Consider the following 21,427-nt stretch of genomic DNA (forward strand, 5'->3'; position numbering starts at 1 on the left):
CAGCTCGATGGGCCGCGCAGTTGCGCGGCCCATCCGCTGCGGCGATGGCGTGCGCCTCGGCGCCGCAACGCGTTCCGGTCTGCCCTCGCGTTTCTTTGCCGGTCCCCCCACAGGTCTGCACACAGGCGTGCCCGTCGCCGACGGACGCGACGCCGTGCTGCGGCTCCACGACCGGAAGGTGTCTTCCCTTCGCGCACTGCCGCGTCGCCGCGCACCCACCGCGCACGTCCGGCGAGTGCTTCGTCTCGTCCGTGGAGCGTCCCATGTCCCGTTCTCTTTCCTGCGTCTCGTTGCTGGCGGCGGCCGCCGCCCTGCCGGCCTGCGCCATTGCCGCCGACACCACGCAATGGCTCGACGACCACGGCATCGCGCCGCGCCTGGTCTGGTCCAACGACTATGCGCGCAACGTCGACGGCGGCCTGTCGCGCGGCGACCGCAATGCCGGCGGCGTGATCGCCGGCGCGGACCTGGATCTGCAACGCCTGTTCGGCATTTCCGGTGCCACGCTGCACGCCACCGGCGCCCGGTACTACGGCGACAGCCTGTCGCAGCGGCAGATCGGCAACGGCGTCAAGGTGCAGGGCTATTGGTATCCGCAACAGCAGGCGCAACTGGCGCAACTGACCTGGGAACAGACCTTCGCCGACGGGCGCTGGCAACTGGTCGCCGGGCGCATGAACACCACCTGGCAATTCGCGCGCAGCCGCTACGGCTGCCGCTTCGTCAGCGCCTCGGACTGCCCGTTCCAGCTGAGCCAGGCCGATGGCGGCTTCGTCGGCTTTCCCTACGTGAACTGGGGCGCGAAGCTGCGCTACAAGCCCGACGCCACCTATGTTTCGGTGGGCGCATTCGAACTGAACCCGCAGCGCAAGAACAACCACGGCCTGGACTGGAGCACCGCCGACAGCACCGGCGTGCTGGGCACGCTCGAGGTCGGCTACGAACCCGATCCCGCACGGGGCAAGGGCGCACCGCGCTACCTCGCCGGCCTCTGGTACAACTCGGCCGACTACAGCGACCTGCGCTACAACCAGGCCGGCGGCTTGCGCGGGCTGGTCGGCGGCCCTGCGCGCCTGTACGACGGCGGGCGCTGGGGCGCCTACGCGCTCGGCGAACGCGCGCTGTACCGGCCGCAGGGCATGGCAAGCAAGCGCATGCTGGTCGCCTTCGGCAACATCGCCGCACCGTTCGACAAGCACCAGGTCTACGACCTGCAGGTCACCGCCGGCCTGTACTACAGCGGCCCGTTTGCGGCACGGCCCGGCGACGGCATGGGCGCGATCGCGCACTACTACCGCTTCAGTGCGGACCAGCAGGGCTACATGAACGACCTGCTGCGCAAGCGCGGCGCGGCCGCGGACATCGCGCGCAACGAACTCATGTTCGAACTCAACTACAGCTATCGCATCGCGCAGACGCCGCTGTTCCTGGTGCCGAACGTGCAGTACATCGTCCATCCCGACATCCTGGGCAATCCCGCGGCGCGCCGTGCGCCCGACGATGCGCTGGTGATCGGCTTGCGGGTGATGCTCAACATGGGTGGGCTGGGCACGCCGAAGTGAGGCCGCACTTGGCACCGGCCGGGGACCGATATCGCGGCAGCCGAGGCAGGCGCGCACGCACGCTTGCGCCGCTGGCGGTTAACCTTCCCTCCCCTTGCGTCATCCGGATCGCGCCTCAATGGCCAACCCCTACTACCGTGGCCCCGTCAGCGACCATTTCGATGGCGTGCGCTTCTTCAACCCCGGCCAGCCCACGATCGACAATGCGCTGAGCAAGGTCCTGCGCTGGAAGGCCGCCATGGGCGCGGTGCGCTGGCCTGCGCAGGTCGCGGTGACGCCGGCCATGCCTGCACCGCGACACGACAGCCTGCGCATCACCATGGTCGGCCACGCCACGCTGCTGATCCAGGCCGCCGGCCTCAACCTGCTCACCGACCCGGTGTGGTCGCAGCGGGCCAGCCCTTCGCAGATCGCAGGGCCCAAGCGGGTAACGGCACCGGGCATCCGCTTCGCGGACCTGCCGCCCATCGATACTGTGCTGCTGAGCCACAACCACTACGACCACTTCGACCTGGCGACCTTGCGCACGCTGCACGACGCGCACCAGCCGCTGTTCGTGATGCCGCTGGGCAACGACGTCCTGCTGCGCAAGCGCGTGCCCGATGCGCGCATCGCCACCGGCGACTGGCACGACCGGCTGCCGATCGGCGACACCGCGACGGCGACGCTGACCCGCGCCAACCATTGGTCCAGCCGCGGCATCGCCGACCGCAGGATGGCGCTGTGGTCCGGCTTCTTCGTCGAGACCGCGCGGGGATCGGTGTGGTTCGCGGGAGACACCGGCTACGGCGATGGCGCCATCTTCCGCGAGATCCGCGACCGGCACGGCGCGCCCGACGTGGCGTTGATCCCGATCGGCGCCTACGCGCCGCGCTGGTTCATGGCGCCACAGCACATCGACCCCACCGAAGCGGTGCGGATCTTCCGCGACACCGGCGCGCGGCGCGCGCTCGGCATCCACTGGGGCACCTTCCAGCTCACCGACGAAGGGCGTGATGAGCCGCGCGAAGCGCTGGCCGCCGCACTGCACCTGGCCGGCATCGCCGCAACGGACTTCGTCGCCGCCGAGCCGGGGCAGGCGTTCGACTTCGCCGATTTGGCGCCTTGACGTGCGCAGAAGTGAAGCCTGCGGGCGACAATGGACGCTGCTTCTTAAGGCCGGTTGCCTGAGTTTCCCCCGCAGGAGCGTTCCGTCGTCACGACGCGGCGAACCGCCGCGGTCGCGCAATTCGCCCTCGCGACGCAGAGAGAGTGCAGGTGCAGACGGCTACACTCGCGCTCCCGCCCACCAGGACACCGTCATGCGCGATCTCAGCCCGCTGCCTTCCATCGCCCTCGGCCGCTACCGCCACTTCAAGGGCGGCGAATACGAGGTGCTGGGCATGGTCCGCAGCAGCGAAACGCTGGAACCGCTGGTGCTGTACCGGCCGCTGTACGGCGAAGGCACGCTGTGGGTGCGGCCGTATCCGATGTTCGTCGAGCAGGTGGAGATCGACGGCGTATGCCGCCCGCGCTTCGCGCCGATCGACGCGGACGCCTGAGCACGGCGCGGGCGACCGCGCCGCGCCCGACGCGAGACGCTAGCGCTTGGCCGCGCTGTCCACGTCGCTCTTGGTCGCGGCGTGATCCTGTGCCGGGCGGTTGCGGTTCTTCTTGGCGCGCGTGACCAGATACAGCATCGCGGCGATCAGCAGGACGAACAGTCCGGCGACCCAGGGCATCAGCGTGGTGTCCATTCGACACTCCAATTCGGTTGCACAGCGGTCACCAGACCACACACGCAGTGAAGGCCTTGGCTAGTGCGACGGTGAGGTCGGCGTCGTGCCGGCGCATCGCATGCGCACGATGAGCGGTTCCGTCGCGCAGTCCTGAGCCGCCGCGACGGCGGCCTTCACGACGGCCTTCGCGACAGGCACCAGCATCACTTGGGTTTGCGACCAGGCGCATTCCGCACGCCGCCGCGATCGCGCTGTCGATGCCTGAGAGGCCCTGGCCGAGACGTTCGCAGGACGGGCAAGCCACTCGAATCTCAGGCCTTCGGAGCGCACCGGCTGCCGTGCCGGCCAAGCCGCCCAGCGCACGCCGAACCGACCGGGACACATTGACATACGCACTGTACGCAAATAACGTACGCCACGTATGTGAATGAAGGCCCGCCCATGCACCAACGCCGCAGCCGCCGCGAGATGATCGAGACAACCCGCGCCAGCCTGCTGGCTGCGGCGCGGCAGGCGTTCGCCACGCACGGCTTCGCGCACACCTCGATGGACGTGTTGACCGCCGAGGCCGGTCTTACCCGTGGCGCGCTGTATCACCACTTCGGCAGCAAGGACGGCCTGCTGATCGCGGTCATCGAGCAGATCGAGGCCGAGGTGGGCCTGCGCCTGCAGGCGGTGTCCGACGCCGCGCCCACGCCGTGGGACGGTTTCCGCCGCCGCTGCCGCACCTACCTGGAACTGGCGCTGGAACCGGAGATCCGCCGGATCATCCTGCAGGACGCGCGCGCCGTGTTCGGCGACGTGCCGCCGGCGGCGCAGTCGGTGGGCATCGCCGCGCTGCAGGCGGCGCTGGAAGCCCTGATCGCCGCCGGCACGGTGGCGCCGCTGCATGCCGGGGTGATGGCACGCATGCTCTACGGCGCGATCACCGAGGCGGCGTTCTGGATCGCCGAGCCGGACGCCGACCTGCACGCACGGCTGGCCGACGCGCTGGACGCCCTGGACCGGCTGCTCGACAGCCTGCGCACGCCCTGATTCCGCAGCACTCCCCGCCTCGCCACTCGACCAGGATCACGCACATGCACTGGCGCAATACCGAACAGCGCTTCGGCGCCCTCGCCAAGCTGTTCCACTGGACCACCGCCGCCGCCTTCATCGGCGCCTATGCGGTGGTGTACTACGTCATCTGGTTCATGGACGACACGTCGGACGCCTCGCTGCCGGTGCTCAACCTGCACTGGGTGCTGGGCCTGCTGGTCGGGTTCCTGGTGCTGCCGCGGCTGTTGTGGCGCTGGCTGGACGTGCAACCGGACGATCCGCCGGGCTCGGCGCTGGAACACCGGCTCGCGCATCTGGCGCATTGGGGCCTGTACGCGCTGCTGATCGTGATGCCGCTGACCGGCTACATCGGCACCGGCGCGCCGACCGACCTCGGCCTGTTCCGCATTCCCGGCTTCAACGAGACCGCGCTGTTCGCCTGGATCAGCCGCACCTGGCACCTGAGCTGGGAGGCGTTTGAAGCGCCGATCGACGTGGTGCACCACTTCATCGGCAAATGGATCGCATGGGTCGTCGTACTGCTGCACGTGGCCGCCGCGCTGTTCCATCACTGGGTCCGGCGCGACGAGGTGCTGACCCGCATGCTGCCGGGGCGTACACCGCGCGTGCGCAGCGACGCGACCTCCGCCTGAGCCAACGCGCCTCTAGCGCGACGCCGGCACCTGCGCTGTGCGCGTCGCGGCCTCCACTGGCGCCAGCGGCCAGCGCACTTCGAATCGTGTCCCGCTGCCGGCCGGCAGGCACAGCGCATCGCCGCCATGCGCCACGGCGATGGCCTTGACCACCGCCAGGCCCAGGCCGCTGCCGCCGCTCTTGCGCGAACGCGACGGATCGCCGCGGCGGAACGCATCGAACACCCGCGCGGCGATCTCCGGCGCGATGCCGGGGCCGGTGTCTTCCACGAACAGCACGCATTGGCCGGCGTCCGCCTGCACGCCCACCCGCAGCGGGCCCGGCTCGGCATAGTGCTGCGCGTTTTCGAGCAAGGCCATCAGCGCCTGGCGGATGCGCACCGCATCGCACAGCACCGGCGTGCGCAGCGCCAGCACGGGTTCCAGCACCAGCCCGCGCGCGTCCAGGCTGGCGCCGAAGGCATGCAGCACGGCCTCCACTTCCCGCGCCAGGTCGGCCGGCGCCGACTGCAACTCCAGGTGCCCGCTGTCGGTGAGGCTGAGCACGCGCAGGTCCTCGATCAGCCGGTTCAGGCCTTCCACCTGCCGCAGCAGGCTCTCGAACGCCGCCACGTCCGGCGCGAACACGCCCTCGGCCAGGCCCTGCAGTCGCCCGCGCAGGATCGTCACCGGCGTGCGCAGTTCGTGGGCGACGGCGGCATTCCAGAATGCGCGCTCGCGGGTCATCGCCTGCAGGCGGTCGGCCATGGCGTTGAAGTCGCGCACCAGCTGCGCGGTCTCGCCCAGCGCATGCGCATCCATGCTCGCGCGTGCGTGCAAGTTGCCCTGGGCGACTTCGCGCAGGCTGTGCGCCACCGAGTTCAACGGGGTGAGGATGCGCCGCGACAGCCGCACCGCCACCGCCACCGCGATCGCCACGGCCAGTGCGGCGGTGGCGCCGATCCACATCATCTCCACCCGCGACGGCACCCAGGTGTCGGAGATGCTGTTGGGCTGGTAGGCCGCCGCCAGCGCGTAGAACACGTAGGAGCCGACCACCGACAGCAGGATGATCCACAGCGCCAGCGCGCCCAGCGACAGGATGACCTGGCGGCGCAGCCCGGGGGCGCGGCTCATGCGCCGGATCCGAACCGGTAGCCGACGCCGCGCACGCTGGCCGGCGTGCCCTGCACGCCCAGCGCCTCCAGCTTCTTGCGCAGCTTGCTGATGTGGCTGTCGATGGTGCGCTCCTGGGTGTCGCCTTCCGGCAGGCAGGCGTCGAGCAGTTCGGCGCGGCTGAACACCCGCTTCGGCGCGCGCATCAGCCGCACCAGCAGCTTGAACTCGGTGAGCGTGAGGTCCAGCGTGTGCCGCTGCTCGCCCACGCGCACGCTGGCCTCGTGCTGGTCGAGATCGACATGGAAGGCGCCCACGCGCAGGCTGCGCGCCTCCTCGGCGCCGTTGCCGCGGATGCGCCGCAGCACCGCCTGCACCCGCGCCACCACCTCGGCCGGGTTGAACGGCTTGACCACGTAGTCGTCGGCGCCCAGGCGCAGGCCCATCAGCTTGTCGATGTCCTGGTCCAGCGCGGTGAGCATGATCACCGGAGTCTCGCCGCGGTGGCGCAGTTCGGCCAGCACCTTCCAGCCATCCGCCGCCGGCAGCTGCACGTCCAGCAGGATCAGATCCGGATCCAGCGCCAGGTGCAGGTCCAGCGCGGCGCGGCCATCGGCGGCGTGGGCGCTGCGCAGCCCGCTGCGCGCCAGGTAGGCGCTGAGGATCTCGGCGATCTCGCTCTCGTCTTCGGCGATCAGGACCAGCGGCGCGGACGCGGGCACGGCGGCGCCCGGAGAGGAAACGGACATGGAGGCAGCGAAGGCGCATCGGCCCGGACGGGCGGATCTCCATCATATCTCCACATCGCATCGAACGCCGCGCAACCCGCGGCCGCGACCATGCGCGGCTTTGGCGTCCGCCGCATCCGCGGCGGCAGCGACGAGGCACGAGGCATGGGCATGCGGCAACAGGTACGGACTCTGGGACTCGGCGGCGCGCTGGCGTTGGCCCTGGTGGGCTGCGGCGGCGGCGCGCAGCCGCAAGCGGTGGCCGCGCCGGTACAGGTCACCGCGGTGACCCTGCACCCTGCGCCGATGACGGTGAGCGTGGACCTGCCCGGCCGCGTGGCCGCGCTGCGCAGCGCACAGATCCGCCCACAGGTCGGCGGCATCGTGCAGCGTCGCTTCTTCGAGCAGGGCGCCGATGTGCGGCGCGGCGATGCGCTGTTCCAGATCAACCCGGCACCGTTCAAGGCCGACATGGACACCGCCGCAGCCGCACTGCACCGTGCCGAGGCCGCGCAGGTGCTTGCCGACGTGCAGCATGCCCGGCTACAGCGGCTGGTCGAATCCGGCATGGTCAGCCGGCAGATGTACGACGACGCCGCCTCGCAGCGCAGCCAGGCCGCCGCGGCGGTCGCCGAGGCCAAGGCGACGCTGTCGCGGCGGCGCCTGGACCTGGCCTTCGCCACCGTCGACGCACCGATCGACGGCCGCATCGACCAGGCACTGCTCACCGAGGGTGCGCTGGTCTCGCCCAGCGACAGCGCGCCGATGGCGGTGATCCAGCAGATCGACCAGGTCTACGTCGACGTGCGCCAGTCCGCCAGCGACCTGGACCCGCTGGATCCGGCCGCGCGCGCGCAGGCCACCGGCGGCGACGGCCTGCCGGCGCAGATCCTCGACCGCAGCGGCACGCCCTCGGGACTGAGCGGGCGCGTGCTGTTCTCCGGCATCACCGTCGATGCCGGCACCGGCGATGTGCTGCTGCGCATCCTCGTCGACAACCCGCAACGGCGCCTGTTGCCAGGCATGTACGTGCGGGCGCGGGTGCCGCGCGCCCACTACGCGCAGGCGCTGCGCGTGCCGCAGCAGGCGATCACCCATGTCGGCAAGCGCGCGCAGGTGTGGGTGCTGGACGCCAATGCGCAGGCGCATAGCGCGACGGTGCAGCTGGGCGAACTGGTGCAGGGGCACTACCGTGTCGTCGCCGGCCTGCAGCCCGGGCAGCAGGTGGTGGTCGAAGGCATCGACCGGCTCAGCACCGGCGCCCGGGTGAAGGCGCGTGCGTGGCAGCCGCCGGTGATCGCCACCGCCGCCGCGGACTGAACCGGGAACGCCGCCATGCCACAGTTCTTCATCGAACGCCCGGTCTTCGCCTGGGTGATCGCCCTGTTCATCGTGCTGTTCGGCACCCTGGCCATCGGCCAGTTGCCGGTGGCGCGCTATCCCTCGGTGGCGCCGCCTTCGGTGTCGCTGATCGCGTCCTATCCCGGCGCCACGCCGCAGACCCTCAACGACTCGGTGGTGAGCCTGGTCGAACGCGAGCTGTCGGGGGTCAAGAACCTGCTGTACTTCGAGTCCACGGTGGACACCTCGGGCAGCGCGCAGATCACCGCCACCTTCAAGCCCGGCACCAATGCGGAGCTGGCGCAGGTGGACGTGCAGAACCGCATCAAGGCGGTGGAGCCGCGCCTGCCGCAGGCGGTGCGGCAGAACGGCCTGCAGGTGGAATCGGCCGCGTCCGGCTTCCTGATGCTGGTCGGCCTGACCTCGCCGGACGGCCGCTACGACGAGGTGGCGCTCAACGACTACCTGGCCCGCAACATCGTGCAGGAACTGCGGCGCATCGACGGCGTCGGCCGCGTGCAGCTGTTCGGCGCCGAGCAGGCCATGCGCGTGTGGGTGGACCCGGACAAGCTCGTCGCCTACGGCATGACCATGACCGAACTGGCACAGGCGATCGAACAGCAGAACGCGCAGATCGCGCCCGGCCGCCTTGGCGACGAGCCGACCGTGCGCGGACAACGCCTGACCGTGCCGCTGACCGTGGCCGGGCAACTGATCACGCCCGCGCAGTTCGCCGCCATCGTGCTGCGTGCCGACAGCGGCGGCGCGCGGGTGACCCTGGGCGACGTGGCGCGGGTGGAGCTGGGCGCACAGTCCTATGGCTTCTCCAACCGCGAGGACGGCGCTCCCGCCACCAGCGCGGCGATCCAGCTCTCGCCCGGCGCCAATGCGGTGCGCACCGCGCAGGCGGTGAAGGCACGGCTGGCGGAACTGGCCGCGAGCATGCCGACCGGCATGCGCTATTCGATCCCGTTCGACACCGCGCCGTTCGTGAAGCTCTCGATCAAGCAGGTGGTCAAGACCCTGCTCGAAGCGATGGTGCTGGTGTTCCTGGTGATGTACCTGTTCCTGCAGAACGTGCGCTACACGCTGATCCCGGCCATCGTCGCGCCGATCGCACTGCTGGGCACCTTCGCGGTGATGCTGCTGGCCGGTTTCTCGATCAACGTGCTGACGATGTTCGGCATGGTGCTGGCGATCGGCATCATCGTCGACGACGCCATCGTGGTGGTGGAGAACGTCGAGCGGATCATGGCCAGCGAAGGCCTGCCGCCGCGGGAAGCCACGACCAAGGCGATGCGCGAGATCACCGGCGCGGTGGTCGGCATCACCCTGGTGCTGACCGCGGTGTTCATCCCCATGGCCTTCGCCAGCGGTTCGGTGGGCGTGATCTACCAGCAGTTCACCCTGGCGATGGCGGTGTCGATCCTGTTCTCGGCGTTCCTGGCGCTGACCCTGACCCCGGCGTTGTGCGCCACCCTGCTGCGCCCGATCGCGCCCGGCCATCATGCCAAGCGCGGATTCTTCGGCGCGTTCAACCGCGGCTTCGAGCGCCTGACCGGCAGCTATGCCGCACGCGTAGCGCGGCTGCTGCGGCGCAGCGCGCGGGTGCTGGCGGTGTTCGCGGTCCTGTGCGTGGCGTTGGTCTTCGCCATGCGCGTGCTGCCCTCGGCGTTCCTGCCGGAAGAGGACCAGGGCTACTTCATGACCTCGATCCAGTTGCCCACCGATGCCACCAGCGAGCGCACGCTGGCGGTGGTCAAGGCGTTCGAGCGGCACGTCGCCACGCGCCCGGCGCTGGCCTCCAACCTGGTGATCCTGGGTTTCAGCTTCTCCGGCTCGGGCACCAACGCAGCCATGGCCTTCACCATGCTCAAGGACTGGGACCAGCGCGACGGCGCCACCTCCAGCGACGAAGCCGACCGCGTGCAGCAGGCCATGGCCGACCTGCCCGAGGGCACGGTGATGAGCCTGCTGCCGCCGGCCATCGACGAGCTCGGCACCTCTTCCGGCTTCACCCTGTACCTGCAGGACCGCGGCAACCGCGGCGAGGCCGCGCTGATGGCGGCGCAGGCGAAGCTGCTGCAACTGGCCGCGGACAGCAAGGTGGTCAGCGGCGTGTATCAGGACGGCCTGCCGCCGGGCAAGAGCATCCGCCTGGAGATCGACCGCCAGCATGCCGAAGCCATGGGCCTGCCGTTCTCCGCGATCAGCAACACCCTGTCGGCGGCGATGGGCTCGCTGTACGTCAACGACTTCCCCAACGCCGGGCGCATGCAGCAGGTGATCCTGCAGGCAGACGCCGCGTCGCGCATGCAACTGGACGACGTGCTGGGCCTGCGCATGCGCAGCACCGAGGGCGGCATGGTGCCGCTACGCGAAGTGGTGACCGCCACCTGGACCGACGCGCCGCAGCAGCTGGCGCGCTTCCAGGGCTTCCCGGCCGTGCGCATCACCGGCGGCGCCGCGCCAGGCGTGTCCAGCGGCGCGGCCATGGCCGAGATGGAACGGCTGGCCGCGCAACTGCCGCCGGGTTTCGCCGTGGCCTGGACCGGGCAATCGCTGCAGGAACGGCAGTCGGCCGCGCAGGCGCCGCTGCTGATGCTGCTGTCGGCGCTGGTGGTGTTCCTGGTGCTGGCGGCGCTGTACGAGAGCTGGACGATCCCGCTGTCGGTGATGCTGGTGGTGCCGCTGGGCCTGCTCGGTGCGGTGGCCGCGGTGATGCTGCGCGGCCTGCCCAACGACGTGTTCTTCAAGGTCGGCCTGATCACCATCATCGGCCTGTCGGCGAAGAACGCCATCCTCATCGTCGAGTTCGCCCGGCAACTGCACCGCGACGGCCAGGGCCTGCTCGAGGCGGCGACCAACGCCGCGCGCCTGCGCCTGCGCCCGATCCTGATGACCTCGCTGGCCTTCGCCCTGGGCGTGGTGCCGCTGATGCTGGCCAGCGGCGCCAGCGCCGAGACCCAGCACGCCATCGGCACCGGCGTGTTCGGCGGCATGGTCAGCGGCACCGTGCTGGCGATCTTCTTCGTGCCGGCATTCTTCGTCTGCGTGGTGGGGCTGCAGGAGCGGGTGGCGCGCTGGCGTGCGCGACGCGGCGGTGGTGCGTCTGCCGAGAACTAGATCGGCGCTGGCGCTGCCATTGTGGCTGGAGGACATCGCGGCAGGGCTGGACCACCTCGCCGCGCATCTGCGCGAATGGGGCGTGCGCAGTCTTGCCCTGCCGCCGCTGGGCTGCGGCAACGGCGGCCTGGCCTGGGAGGAGGTCGGCCCGTTGATCTACCGCACGCTGGCGCACCTGCCGGTCGACATCGAGGTCTATGCGCCGTACGGCACGCCGCTGGCGCAACTCGAAACCGCCTTCCTGTCGCGGCCGGCCAACACCTCGACCGAGGGCGTTGGCAAACGTACGGCACCCCAGCCGGGCTGGATCGCGATCATGGAAGTGCTGCGGCGGTTGCAGGCCCGGCCGGAAGCGCGGCCGATCGGGCGCACCCTGTTCCAGACGCTCTGCTGGGCCATGACCGAACTGGGCGTGCCGACCGGGCTGACCTTCGGCACTGCCGGCCGCGGCCCGCGCCAGGGCGACGTCCGGCCGATCCTGACCGACCTGGCCAACCGCAACTGGCTGCAGGAGCAGCCGCAGGGGCGGACCATGGCACTGCGGGCCTCGCCGCAGTACGACAAGGAGCATGCGCGATTCGCCGCGGCGTATGCGCCCTACGACACCGAGATCGCGAAAGCCGTGGACCTGTTCGCACAGATCAGGACCATCGACCAGGCCGAGGACATCATGACGGTGTTCCAGGCCGCGCGCCGGCTGCAGGTGGCGCATCCCGGGCAGGCGGTCCCCGCGCATCAACTGCATGCGCATCTACTCGCTTCCAGGACCACGGCCGATTCCGAACAGACGCAGCAAGCGCTCGTCGAAGCGGTCCGCATGCTGGTGGCGCTGGACTGGATACGCCTGAACTGAAAGTGTGCCAAGTGTGTGGAATCAACGCGCTGCCGAGTCGAAGTCGGGCAGATCGCTTTTTCGTTCCACATGGTCTCTGCGTTCCGGCCGCGCAGAGTCCCGAGTGTGCCGCCGCACTTCGGCAGCGGCCGGAGACAGCGATGGGTCCAGCGTCACGCAGAACCACTCCACCCGCTCGCCAGTGCTCGGCACAACCTGCAACCGGTCAGAAGCGCACACGCCAGACGCTGTTGCCGACATCGTCGGCGATCAGCAGCGCGCCGTCCTTGTCCTGCGCCAGGCCGACCGGGGCGCCGTATAGCTGCGACTCGTCCTGCGAGTGGAAGCCGCTGACCACGGTCTGCGGTGGGCCGACCGGCCGGCCCTGCTGGAACGGCACGTACACCACCTGGTAGCCGCTGAGCGGCGAGCGGTTCCAGCTGCCGTGCTCGGCCACGAACGCACCCTCGCGGTACTTGGCGGGCAGCGCATCGCCGCGGGAGAACCACAGGCCCAGCGCGGCCACATGCGAGCCCAACGCGTAGTCCGGCTTGATCGCCTTGGCCACCAAGTCCGGGCGCTGATCCTTGACCCGCACATCCACGTTCTGCCCGTAGTAGCTGTACGGCCAGCCATAGAAGCCGCCGTCCTGCACCGAGGTCAGGTAATCGGGCACCAGGTCGGCGCCGATCTCGTCGCGCTCGTTGGCGATCGCCCACAGCTTGCCGGTGCGCGGCTCCCACTGCAGACCGGTCGGATTGCGGATGCCCGAGGCGAAGATGCGGCTGCTGGCCGAGGCCACGTCCACTTCCAGGACGGCCGCGCGGCGGTATTCCACGTCCAGCCCGTTCTCGCCGATGTTGCTGTTGGAGCCGACGCCGACGTACAGCTTGCGTCCGTCGGGACTGGCCAGCAGTGCCTTGGTCCAATGGTGCTGGATGGTGCCGGGGAGATCGGCGAACAGCGTGCCGGGCGCGGTGATCTCGGTCTGGCCGGGGACGTAGGGGAACTTCATGATGTTGTCGGTGTTGGCGACGTACAGCGCATCGCCGATCAGTTGCACCCCGAACGGCGAATGCAGCCCGTTCAGGAACGCATGCTGTTCCCACTTGCCGTCCGCGGCCCTGCGCAGCAGGGTGATGCGGTTGCCGCCCTTGGCGCTCTTGCCGGAGCGGCTCTGGACCAGCCCCGCGATCAGTTGTTTTGGCGTGGTGACCGGCTCCAGCCCCGGCGAATTGGCCTCCACCACCAGCACGTCGTCGTTGGGCAGCACGTACAGCTGGCGCGGATGTTTCAGGCCGCCGGCGATCTTCTCGATCTTCAAGCCAGCCGCCACGGTGGGCGCCTGCCCCTCCTTCCAGCCCACCCCCTCGGGAACCTGCATCGGCGGCAGCAGGAAGTTGCGCGGCTGTGGCAGCGGCGGCGCGTTGCCCGCCTGCTGGGTGGGCTCGAGCGAGGCCTTGCCGCCGCAGGCGGCCAGGGCCATGGCGCAACTCAGCGCAAAAACGGACAGGCACAGGCGCTTAGCCATGGACGTAACCCTCGCGTGGCGTGGTGCGGATGGCGATGAGCACATGTCCGATCGCCAACAGCGCGACCGTGGCGATCGAGAGCCAGAGCCCTGCCGGGACCACCGCATACGCGTCGCGGCTGTGCACGAAGGAATTGAAGATGGCGGCGACGATGGCGAGCAGGTTCAGCCAGAAGTCGAGCCGTTCCACCGACAGCACCGAGCGCCGCGCGGTGATCCAGACCTGCACCAGGTTGATCAGGCGCGGCACGATGGCGATGACCAGCCCGATCGCGATCAGCCAGGCCGCCGCCTTGGTCCACAGGATCACGCCGCTGCGGGCATAGACGATATCGAAGATCAGCGCGGCGACGAAGCAGCCGAACGGAATGGGATTGAGCAGGCCGTAGAAGGCGTTGGCCACCACGGAACGGCGCGGTGCAGTCTGCAGATGCATGAGACGGCTCTCGACGAAAGGAAGAAGGGGGCGAATCGCTCGCTCAGCACGAACCCGCTGGACGTGCCACTGTGAGGGTGCGACCCACTATCTGCCCGCCTCTGTCTAGAGGGCGTCGCGATGGCACTGCGCGCACCGAGTGCCATCGCGCATCGTCGCGGCGGCCGCCGCCGCGTTCGCCGCGCTAGGTACGCTTGCGCGCGATCGGCGCGCCGCTGCTCTCGCGCACCGACAGGCTCACCGGCACGATCGTCCTGCGCGGCGGTACGGCCGCATCCAGCCGCTCCAGCACCAGTTGCGCCGCCTGGCGGCCGCGGGCGCGCGGCTGCGCGGCGAGCGTGGTCAGCGCGGGCGTGCTCACCGCAGCCTCCGGGATGTCGTCGAAGCCGGTGATCGCGAAGTCCTGGCCCGGGCGGATGCCGCGCGCGAGCAGGCCCAGCATCAGGCCCAGCGCGACCGTGTCGTTGTAGCAGACCGCTGCCGTGGGCGGCGCGTCGTGGGCGAACAGTTCGCCGTGGCGCGCCGCCGCTTCCAGGCGATTGGGCGCGGACTCGATCAGCCACGCCGGGTCGACCGGCAGCCTGGCTTGCCGCATCGCCTGCGCGTGGCCGGCGCGACGCTGCCGGCAGGAACTGGAATCGGCATGGCCGCCGTAGAAGGCGATACGGCGGTGGCCGAGCGCGATCAGATGCTCGGTGGCCAGTTGCGCGCCGCGCTGGTTGTCCAGGCCGAGGAAACCCCAGTCGTCGGCGCCGGCAAGTTCGCGGTTGAACAGCAGCACGTTCGCGCGTGCGTCCAGCACCGTGTGCAGTTCGGCGGCGTCGCTGCCCTCGGCCGGCGACAGGATCACGCCGGCTGGCGTGTGTTCCATCAGCGAGGCCAGTACGGCCTGCTGCCGCGCGGGCGATTCGCCGGTGCTGCCGAGCAGGGTCACGTAGCCCTGCTCGCCCAACGCCTCGTCCACACCGGCGGCGAACTCGGCGAAGAACGGATTGGCCAGGTCGTTGATGACCAGGGCCACGCAGGTCGAGGTGCGCCGGCGCAGATTGGCGGCGCCGCGGTTGTAGACGTAGCGCTGCCGCTTCAGTTCCGCTTCCACGCGCGCACGCGTGTCGGCATGCACCAACGGGCTGCCACGCAACACCAGCGAGACCGTGGCGCGGGAGACGCCGACCGCATCGGCGATGTCGGTGACGGTCACCACACGCTGGCGGTCGCGCGCGGCGGCGGCCGGTGCGGTCTTTGTGGCCTTTTTCGCCTTGTCCGCCTGCTCCGCCGCAACCGGCGCCGCCTTGCGCGCGGCGGCCTTGGCAACCTTGGAGCCTGCGGATCCGGTTCCGGGTGGACGCTTCTGGCTCATCGGATCGCTTCCCTTCGGACGAGACGCGCAGCGTAAACCATCGGCTGCGCGCGCCTGCCGCGCGACGGCACGGACTCAGCGCCAGCCCAGGCTGGCGGCGGACGGCGGCGCCGCGCACGGCGACACCGGCAGGTCCTGCGGCTGCGTGCCCCAGCCCTGCGGCTGCGGCGCATCGCGCAGGTCGAAACGCAGGCGGCCGCCCTGGCGCAACTGCGCCCAGTCCAGCCACACCGGCGCGTGCGCGCGGCCGTCCAGCGACACGCCACCGACGTAGCGCAGCTTGCCGTCGCCGGCCTGCGGCGCATCGATGCGCAGCGTACGGCCCGGCCCCACGTCCAGTTCGATGCGCGAAAAGCGCGGCGCGTGCAGCAGGAACTGCCCGGTCCCGGGCACCGCCGGGTACAGGCCCATCACGCTGAAGAGGTACCACGCCGACATCGTGCCCAGGTCGTCGTTGCCGGTCACGCCGTTGGGCGCATTGGTGAACAGCGTCTGCGCCGCATGCAGCACGGTGCTGGTCTTCCACGGCTGGCCGATCAGCGTGTACATCCACGGCGCATGCAGGTCCGGTTCGTTATTGGGGTTGTAGCGGAACTGGCTGTAGTAGCTGTACGGCCCCATCACCCATTCCTTGCGCGCGGCGCCGGCCGGGTCGGCCAGCAGCGCGTCGTAGGCGAAGAAGGTATCCAGTCGCCGCGCGGTCTGCTCCGGCCCGTGCATCGCCTCCACCAGTCCCGGCACGTCCTGCTGCGCCAGCCACTGGTATTGCCAGGCCGTGCCTTCGTGGAAGCCGTGCTGCGAACGCGGATCGTAATGCCCGTCCGCCGGCGTGTACCACGCCCCATCCTCGGTGCGCGGCCGCGGGAAACCGGTGAAGCCGGTCTGCGTATCGCGCACCGAGGGATCCCAGATCGAACGCCAGTTGCGCCCACGCCGATTCAGCACCGCCGCATCCTCGGCATGCCCCAGCGCACCGGCCATGGTCGACAGCGCGCAATCGGCCAGCGCGTACTCCAGCGTCGCCGAGCCGCCGTGGTGCGGGTCGACATCCATGCCCTTGGACGGGAACGCGCGGTCGTACTGCACGAAACCCTGCGCCAGGTAGTTGGCATTGCCGGAACGCCCGGCGTGGCGCGAATTCAACGGCGGCATCTCGAACGCATTGCGGCGCAGCGCAGCATAGGCTTCGGCCTCGCGCCCCTGCAGCGCGCCGAAGCGCCACAGGTCGACCAGGAACGGCGTGACCGGATCGCCGGTCATCACGTTGGTCTCGAAGTTGGCATAGCCCCAGCGCGGCAGCCAGCCGCCTTGCGCGTTGATCGCCAGGATCGAGCGGCCGATGTCGGCGGCGCGCTGCGGCCGCAACAGCGCCAGCAACTGGTTCTGCGCACGATAGGTGTCCCACAGCGAGAAGAACTCGTGGTAGGTCCAGCCGTCGGCGTGGTGGATGCCGTCGTCGTAGCCGCGGTAACGGCCATCGGCGTCGCTGCCGGTCAGCGGCTGCAGCAGCGCGTGGTACAGCGCGGTGTAGAACACCACGCGGACGTCGCCGCTGGCGCCCTGCACGCGCACGCTGGTCAGTTCCTTGTCCCAGGCCTGCTGCGCGCGGGCGCGCATCGCATCGAAGCCGAGCAGGCGGCCATTGGCCATGCCCTCACTGCGCAGGTTGTTGCGCGCGCCCTCGGCGTCCACGTGCGAGATCGCCGAGATGGCGGTCACCGCGCGGCCCTTGCTCAGGTCGAAGGTGAGCCACGCGCCGCTGGGCTTGCCCTCGCCCTCCATGCCATGGCGCGAGCCCGGCACGCCGCCGGCCTCGCCCCAGGTGCCGAAGGCCTTGAATGGGCGATCAAACTCCAGGCGGAACCAGGTGGTGTACTGGTGGCCGCCGCAGAAGCTCTGGGTCACCAGCTTGCCTTCCACGACGCGGTCGCCGACCACGGTCAGGGTGCTGCCGGTGACCGTGTGGCGGGCGTTGGCCTGGCCGATGTTGACCAGCACGTGGCCGTCGCCCGAGGTGGAAAAGGTGTAGCGCTCGGCCGCAGCGCGGGTCAGTGCGGTCGCTTCGGCGTCGATGCCGCCGTAATCGGTCAGCCGCACCTTGTAGTAGCCGGCCTGGCCGCGCTCGCCGTCGTGCTGGTAGTGCGCGCCATAGCGGGTGTGGTCGAACGCCTTCGGGTCGCCCGTATCGAACGCGCCGCCTGGGCCGATACGCCCGGTGACCGGCAGCACCGAGACCTGCCCGCCCTGCTCCCAGCAGCCGGCGCCGGACAGGAAGGAATGGCCGAAGCCGCGGATCTGCGGATCGTCGTAGCGCCAGCCGGCGTAGTGCGCGCCGATCGGGCTGACCTGGATCATGCCGAACGGAGCCGACGCACCGGGGAAGGTGTTGCCGTCGTCCTTGCTGCCGATGAAGGTGTTGACCTCGGCACTGAGCCGCGGCGCGGCGGCCAGTGCCGGCGTCACCAGCAGCAAGGACAAGGCGAACGTGCGCAGCAGGGAGGGCAGCGGGGAAGACGTCATGCGATGGATCCTGTAGTGGACGACCGCGGCAAGCGCGACGGCGCGGTCGTGGACGGCGAAAACGGCGGCCCGGCCGTCGCCGGACCGTCGCGCCCATGCCGACCGCCGCGCGGCGGACATGGGCACGACAGGCGGCAGCCTAGAACTTGTAGGTCAGCCCCAGGTACGCCAGCCGCCCGGCGTAGCCGCCGGTGTAGAAGCGCGCCCGGGTGTCGTCGCCCAGATGCTGGCGCGACTCCTGCTTGGTCAGGTTGAGCACCGAGGCGGTGAGGCTGAGCGCCGGGGTGATGTTGTACGCCGCATTCAGATCGATCTGGTAGTACGGTTCCTCGTAGACGTTCAAGCCGTTGACCAGGCCCTGCACCAGTTCGCCGCGACGGTTGTACGAGGCGCGCAGCAGCAGGCGGTCGGTCTCGTAGAACACGGTGAGGTTGGTCTGGTTCTTGGCGCTGCCCGGCATCGAGGTCTTGCCGACCTCGGTGCCGTCCTCCAGCCGCACCGCGGCCTTGCTGGCATCGTTGTAGGTGTAGTTGAACTGCACGCCGAGGCCGGAGGGCAGCGTGTGCTGCGCGTACAGCTCCACGCCCTGCGACACCGCGTCCTGGCCGCCGGCCTTGGTGCTGTAGTTCTGCACCGTGACCGTCTGGCCGTTGATCAGCATGTTGACGTCGCTGATCACATCGACCGAGAAGTTCTCCACGTTCTTGCGGAACAGCCCCACGCCCGCCACCGAGCCCGGCTGGAAGTACCACTCCAGCCCCAGGTCGAACTGGTTGGCCTTGTAAGGCTCCAGCTTCTTGTTGCTGCCCGAGCCGTACCAGCCCTGCTCGCTGGCACCGCCGGTCAGGCGCCGGTCGGCCACGTATTCCGGGCTGTAGTACTCCAGGCTGCCGGGCGCGGCGATGGCATTGTAGCTCGGCCGCGCGATCACCTTCGACGCCGCCGCGCGCAGCAGCAGGTTCTCGGTCAGGTCGTAGGCCAGGTTGAAGCTCGGCAGCACGTCGGTGTACTTGCGGTCCAGCGCACTGACCACGAACGACTCGGTGCGTTGCTGGGTGTCCGACAGTCGCCAGTAGCCTTCGGTACCGCAGTAGGTATCGGCCGGCGCGCCGGCGGGCATGGCCGCGCCCTGCTGGCAGGCCAGCGGATTGCCGTCGGCACCATCGAAGAAATAATCGTTGTAGGCGGTCACCTTGTCGGTGGAATCGGCATGCTGCCCGGTGCGCGCCACCCGCACACCGACATTGCCGCGCAGGCGCTCGGTGTGGAAGTTGAGCTGCAGGTAGGTCGAATAGATCTTCTCGTCGACGTTGTAGACGAAGTTGTCTTCGTTACGGGTCTGCATCGCGCCGTAGGTCTGGTTCAAGTAGCCGATGTAGCCGGGGAAGTTGATCGCCGGGAACGCGCTGGACTTCACCCCGCCGGCCAGGTTGTCCAGCGGGAACAGCAGGTCCGGCGAGAACTGCGTGGCCAGCGCGTTGCAGCGCCCGTTCCAGTAGCGGTTGTTGTAGTCGCTCGGGTCGGTGCCCGGGCACACCCAGTAGTTGTTGCCGGTGTTGCGGTGGATACCGCCGTCGCGGCGCTTGAGGCCGAACTGCAGCGAGTCGAAGAACTCGCCGTCCATGTGCCAGGTGGTATCGATCTGCGCGTACTGCTGCTGGTTGGTGTTGCGGGTCCAGGACGAGCCGGTCGAGCCCAGGTCGACCTGCAGGATGCCGTCGCGCAGGTTCTGCATCAGCTCCGGCGAGAAGGTCATGGTCGGCGTGCCAGTGAGGTCCCAGGCGCTGGCGAAGTTGCCGTTGCTCCAGCTGCCGTCGGCGTTCTGCCGGCGCGGCTTGATCGGCAGCGAGAACTGCAGTTCCGGCCCGCCCTTGGCCCAGGTGCGGCCGGCCTTGAACGACACGTCCACCTTCTCGCCGCGCCACTCGCCGCCCAGGTCCACCGTCTGCGACAGCGACTTCTCGATGTTGTAGCTGCCGGTGATCTGCGGCGTGGGCACCGTGCAGTCGTCGGAGCCCCAGCCGCCCGGCGGCAGGCCGGCGGCGGCGGCCTGCGCCTCGCTGCAGTAGTAGGCCTTGCCCGGATGCAGGCTGTAGTTGGCGCCGGTGACGATGGTGCCGCTGGGATCGAACTGCAGCCCGTCGAGCAGGCGGCCGCCGCGCCAGTTGCCGTCGCCGTAGTAGCGGGCGATGTTCCACTCGGGGATCTTGACCGTGTTGGTCTGCGAGTTCTGCGACAGATCGAAGCGGAAGTAGTTCGCGGTCAGGGTCAGGTCGTCGGTCGGCTTGAACTGGAAGGTCAGCTGGCCGCCCTTGCGCTCGCGTTCCTCCTGCTTGACGTCCAGGCTGACCGCCGTGGGCATCATGAAGCGGGTGTAGTACTTGCCGTTCTGGTCCCAGAAGCCGGTGCCGCCCCACCAGTTGGCATTGAAGTCCGACGGATTGCCGTTGACGTCGACCGCCGGGCCGCCTTCGTCGCGGCCGTACCACTGCCAGCTTTCGGTGCTGGCGTTGAGCGTGCGCGCGGTGCGCTTCTGCTGCGTGTAGCCGACGAACACGCCGAAGCGGTTGTCCTGGTCGTGCCACGAGTACGAGCCGGAGAACTGGCCATCGGTCTTCTTGCTACTGTCCGACCACACGCCCTCGGCGGAGAGGAAGCCGGAATTGGGCTCCAGCTCCAGCGGGCGCCGCGTCTGCAGGATCACGGTGCCGCCGATACCGCCTTCGTCGATGTGCGCTTCCGGCGTCTTGTACAGCTCGGCGCTGCCGAGCAGGTTCGATGGCAGCAGCGTGTAGTTGAACGAGCGCGTCGGGTCGCCGTTGGACTCGGCGGTGGCGATGTAGTTGCCGTTCAATTCGGTCAGCACCAGCTCCGAAGACAGGCCGCGCACGCTGACGTTCTTGCCCTCGCCGCCGTCGCGGGTGATGACCACGCCGGGCACGCGCTGCAGCGCATCGGCCACGTTCTTGTCGGGGAACTTGCCCACGTCCTCGGCGGTGATCACGTCGACCACGGCATTGGCGTTGCGCTTCTGCTCCAGGCTCTTCTCGATCGCGTAGCGGTAGCCGGTCACCGTCACCGCGTCCAGGTCGGTGGCTTTGACCTCGGCCTGCCCCGTGGGGGCCGGCGTGCCGTCGGCCTGCTGGGCGAAGGCGGTGGTGGAGGCGGCCGTCGCGAACAAGGCGATGGCGATGCCGGCGGACAGCGTGCTGCGGTTGCGTGCGGATGGCATGCAGTTCATTTCAATCATCCTCTCCCAAAGATTGATCGGCTGCGGCGGGGTTCTATCGATCCAAGGATCGGGCAAGAGCCCCGCGCGGTGTGACACGAAAACTCTCCGGCGCCCTTGCGGCAAGCCGGCTTCCCTACGTCTCCCTCCCCCTTCTGCGCAGATGCGATTGGATCGTTCTAATGCAGTGGAAAACTAAGTATCACAGCCCATGCAGCAGCGCATGCTGCCGCGCAACAGGCCTAATACGTCGTACGA

General features: G+C 69.5%; 16 protein-coding genes. 8 read left to right on the top strand and 8 right to left on the bottom strand.

The features are described 5' to 3' along the window. Positions 1-263: 263 nt before the first annotated feature. The 3 genes from CEK66_RS00950 (at position 264) to CEK66_RS00960 (ending at position 3,103) form a co-directional block, all read left to right on the top strand. The gene (locus tag CEK66_RS00950; RefSeq protein ID WP_193312531.1) at positions 264-1,562 is read left to right on the top strand and encodes a carbohydrate porin; all 1,299 of its coding nucleotides are present in this window, start codon (positions 264-266) and stop codon (positions 1,560-1,562) included. 118 nt (positions 1,563-1,680) lie between these two features. After that, a complete protein-coding gene (locus CEK66_RS00955; RefSeq protein ID WP_152235643.1) occupies positions 1,681-2,670 on the top strand; it encodes an MBL fold metallo-hydrolase in 990 nt (329 codons plus the stop codon). Between the two features lie 193 nt (positions 2,671-2,863). Beyond that, positions 2,864-3,103, top strand: a complete 240-nt coding sequence (locus CEK66_RS00960; RefSeq protein ID WP_152235644.1) for a DUF1653 domain-containing protein — start codon at positions 2,864-2,866, stop codon at positions 3,101-3,103. A 39-nt stretch (positions 3,104-3,142) separates the two neighbouring features. On the opposite strand, the gene CEK66_RS20295 is transcribed toward CEK66_RS00960, so the two are convergent. Continuing rightward, positions 3,143-3,298: a hypothetical protein gene (locus CEK66_RS20295; protein ID WP_017910105.1), complete on the bottom strand. Its 156-nt coding sequence runs from the start codon at positions 3,296-3,298 to the stop codon at positions 3,143-3,145. Positions 3,299-3,721: 423 nt separating this feature from the next. Between CEK66_RS20295 and CEK66_RS00965 the strand changes: the two genes are divergently transcribed. Beyond that, positions 3,722-4,315, top strand: a complete 594-nt coding sequence (locus CEK66_RS00965) for a TetR/AcrR family transcriptional regulator (protein ID WP_043094607.1) — start codon at positions 3,722-3,724, stop codon at positions 4,313-4,315. Between the two features lie 44 nt (positions 4,316-4,359). Continuing rightward, entirely contained in the window at positions 4,360-4,971 is a 612-nt protein-coding gene (locus CEK66_RS00970; RefSeq protein WP_152235645.1) for a cytochrome b, read from the top strand. Positions 4,972-4,983: 12 nt separating this feature from the next. Here the strand turns inward: CEK66_RS00970 and CEK66_RS00975 are convergent, their stop codons facing one another. Both CEK66_RS00975 and CEK66_RS00980 read right to left on the bottom strand, forming a co-directional pair. Then, the gene (locus CEK66_RS00975; protein WP_152235646.1) at positions 4,984-6,087 is read right to left on the bottom strand and encodes an ATP-binding protein; all 1,104 of its coding nucleotides are present in this window, start codon (positions 6,085-6,087) and stop codon (positions 4,984-4,986) included. Then, on the bottom strand, positions 6,084-6,815 hold the full coding sequence (locus CEK66_RS00980) for a response regulator (protein WP_051067644.1): 732 nt from the start codon (positions 6,813-6,815) through the stop codon (positions 6,084-6,086). The genes CEK66_RS00975 and CEK66_RS00980 overlap by 4 nt, the downstream gene beginning before the upstream one ends. 90 nt (positions 6,816-6,905) lie before the next feature. On the opposite strand from CEK66_RS00980, the gene CEK66_RS00985 reads away from it, so the two are divergent. Genes CEK66_RS00985 through CEK66_RS00995 form a run of 3 tightly spaced genes read left to right on the top strand, consistent with a single transcriptional unit; the run spans position 6,906 to position 12,114 of the window. Further along, on the top strand, positions 6,906-8,114 hold the full coding sequence (locus CEK66_RS00985; protein ID WP_193312532.1) for an efflux RND transporter periplasmic adaptor subunit: 1,209 nt from the start codon (positions 6,906-6,908) through the stop codon (positions 8,112-8,114). Positions 8,115-8,129: 15 nt separating this feature from the next. Next, positions 8,130-11,261: an efflux RND transporter permease subunit gene (locus CEK66_RS00990; protein ID WP_152235648.1), complete on the top strand. Its 3,132-nt coding sequence runs from the start codon at positions 8,130-8,132 to the stop codon at positions 11,259-11,261. Next, positions 11,224-12,114, top strand: coding sequence for an Appr-1-p processing protein (locus tag CEK66_RS00995; protein ID WP_226978445.1), 891 nt, complete (start codon positions 11,224-11,226; stop codon positions 12,112-12,114). Before CEK66_RS00990 ends, CEK66_RS00995 begins: the two co-directional genes overlap by 38 nt. A gap of 205 nt (positions 12,115-12,319) precedes the next feature. Here the strand turns inward: CEK66_RS00995 and CEK66_RS01000 are convergent, their stop codons facing one another. The 5 genes from CEK66_RS01000 to CEK66_RS01020 form a co-directional block, all read right to left on the bottom strand. Then, a complete protein-coding gene (locus tag CEK66_RS01000) occupies positions 12,320-13,624 on the bottom strand; it encodes a sorbosone dehydrogenase family protein (protein ID WP_226978446.1) in 1,305 nt (434 codons plus the stop codon). Continuing rightward, positions 13,617-14,060, bottom strand: a complete 444-nt coding sequence (locus tag CEK66_RS01005) for a DUF2231 domain-containing protein (protein WP_152235649.1) — start codon at positions 14,058-14,060, stop codon at positions 13,617-13,619. Before CEK66_RS01005 ends, CEK66_RS01000 begins: the two co-directional genes overlap by 8 nt. 184 nt (positions 14,061-14,244) lie before the next feature. After that, positions 14,245-15,420: a LacI family DNA-binding transcriptional regulator gene (locus tag CEK66_RS01010; RefSeq protein WP_226978447.1), complete on the bottom strand. Its 1,176-nt coding sequence runs from the start codon at positions 15,418-15,420 to the stop codon at positions 14,245-14,247. A gap of 75 nt (positions 15,421-15,495) precedes the next feature. Beyond that, positions 15,496-17,940 (bottom strand): GH92 family glycosyl hydrolase, encoded by a 2,445-nt coding sequence (locus CEK66_RS01015; protein WP_152235650.1) that lies wholly within the window; start codon positions 17,938-17,940, stop codon positions 15,496-15,498. 139 nt (positions 17,941-18,079) lie between these two features. Next, positions 18,080-21,181 carry a TonB-dependent receptor gene (locus CEK66_RS01020; protein WP_193312533.1) on the bottom strand — a complete coding sequence of 1,034 codons (3,102 nt, stop codon included), beginning with the start codon at positions 21,179-21,181 and terminating at the stop codon, positions 18,080-18,082. Between the last annotated feature and the right edge of the window lie 246 nt (positions 21,182-21,427).

This window comes from Xanthomonas sp. LMG 12460 (assembly GCF_009192895.1).
GTDB classification, from domain to species: Bacteria; Pseudomonadota; Gammaproteobacteria; order Xanthomonadales; family Xanthomonadaceae; genus Xanthomonas_A; species Xanthomonas_A sontii.

What these genes read in the sequence shown, in the direction of transcription:
- CEK66_RS00980 (WP_051067644.1), bottom strand. Translation starts at nt 6,815, where the DNA reads ATGTCCGTTTCCTCTCCGGGCGCCGCCGTGCCCGCGTCCGCGCCGCTG.
- CEK66_RS00990 (WP_152235648.1), top strand. Translation starts at nt 8,130, where the DNA reads ATGCCACAGTTCTTCATCGAACGCCCGGTCTTCGCCTGGGTGATCGCC.
- CEK66_RS01010 (WP_226978447.1), bottom strand. Translation starts at nt 15,420, where the DNA reads ATGAGCCAGAAGCGTCCACCCGGAACCGGATCCGCAGGCTCCAAGGTT.
- CEK66_RS00975 (WP_152235646.1), bottom strand. Translation starts at nt 6,087, where the DNA reads ATGAGCCGCGCCCCCGGGCTGCGCCGCCAGGTCATCCTGTCGCTGGGC.
- CEK66_RS00950 (WP_193312531.1), top strand. Translation starts at nt 264, where the DNA reads ATGTCCCGTTCTCTTTCCTGCGTCTCGTTGCTGGCGGCGGCCGCCGCC.
- CEK66_RS01015 (WP_152235650.1), bottom strand. Translation starts at nt 17,940, where the DNA reads ATGACGTCTTCCCCGCTGCCCTCCCTGCTGCGCACGTTCGCCTTGTCC.
- CEK66_RS01020 (WP_193312533.1), bottom strand. Translation starts at nt 21,181, where the DNA reads ATGAACTGCATGCCATCCGCACGCAACCGCAGCACGCTGTCCGCCGGC.
- CEK66_RS00985 (WP_193312532.1), top strand. Translation starts at nt 6,906, where the DNA reads ATGCGCGGCTTTGGCGTCCGCCGCATCCGCGGCGGCAGCGACGAGGCA.
- CEK66_RS20295 (WP_017910105.1), bottom strand. Translation starts at nt 3,298, where the DNA reads ATGGACACCACGCTGATGCCCTGGGTCGCCGGACTGTTCGTCCTGCTG.
- CEK66_RS00960 (WP_152235644.1), top strand. Translation starts at nt 2,864, where the DNA reads ATGCGCGATCTCAGCCCGCTGCCTTCCATCGCCCTCGGCCGCTACCGC.
- CEK66_RS00965 (WP_043094607.1), top strand. Translation starts at nt 3,722, where the DNA reads ATGCACCAACGCCGCAGCCGCCGCGAGATGATCGAGACAACCCGCGCC.
- CEK66_RS01000 (WP_226978446.1), bottom strand. Translation starts at nt 13,624, where the DNA reads ATGGCTAAGCGCCTGTGCCTGTCCGTTTTTGCGCTGAGTTGCGCCATG.
- CEK66_RS00970 (WP_152235645.1), top strand. Translation starts at nt 4,360, where the DNA reads ATGCACTGGCGCAATACCGAACAGCGCTTCGGCGCCCTCGCCAAGCTG.
- CEK66_RS01005 (WP_152235649.1), bottom strand. Translation starts at nt 14,060, where the DNA reads ATGCATCTGCAGACTGCACCGCGCCGTTCCGTGGTGGCCAACGCCTTC.
- CEK66_RS00955 (WP_152235643.1), top strand. Translation starts at nt 1,681, where the DNA reads ATGGCCAACCCCTACTACCGTGGCCCCGTCAGCGACCATTTCGATGGC.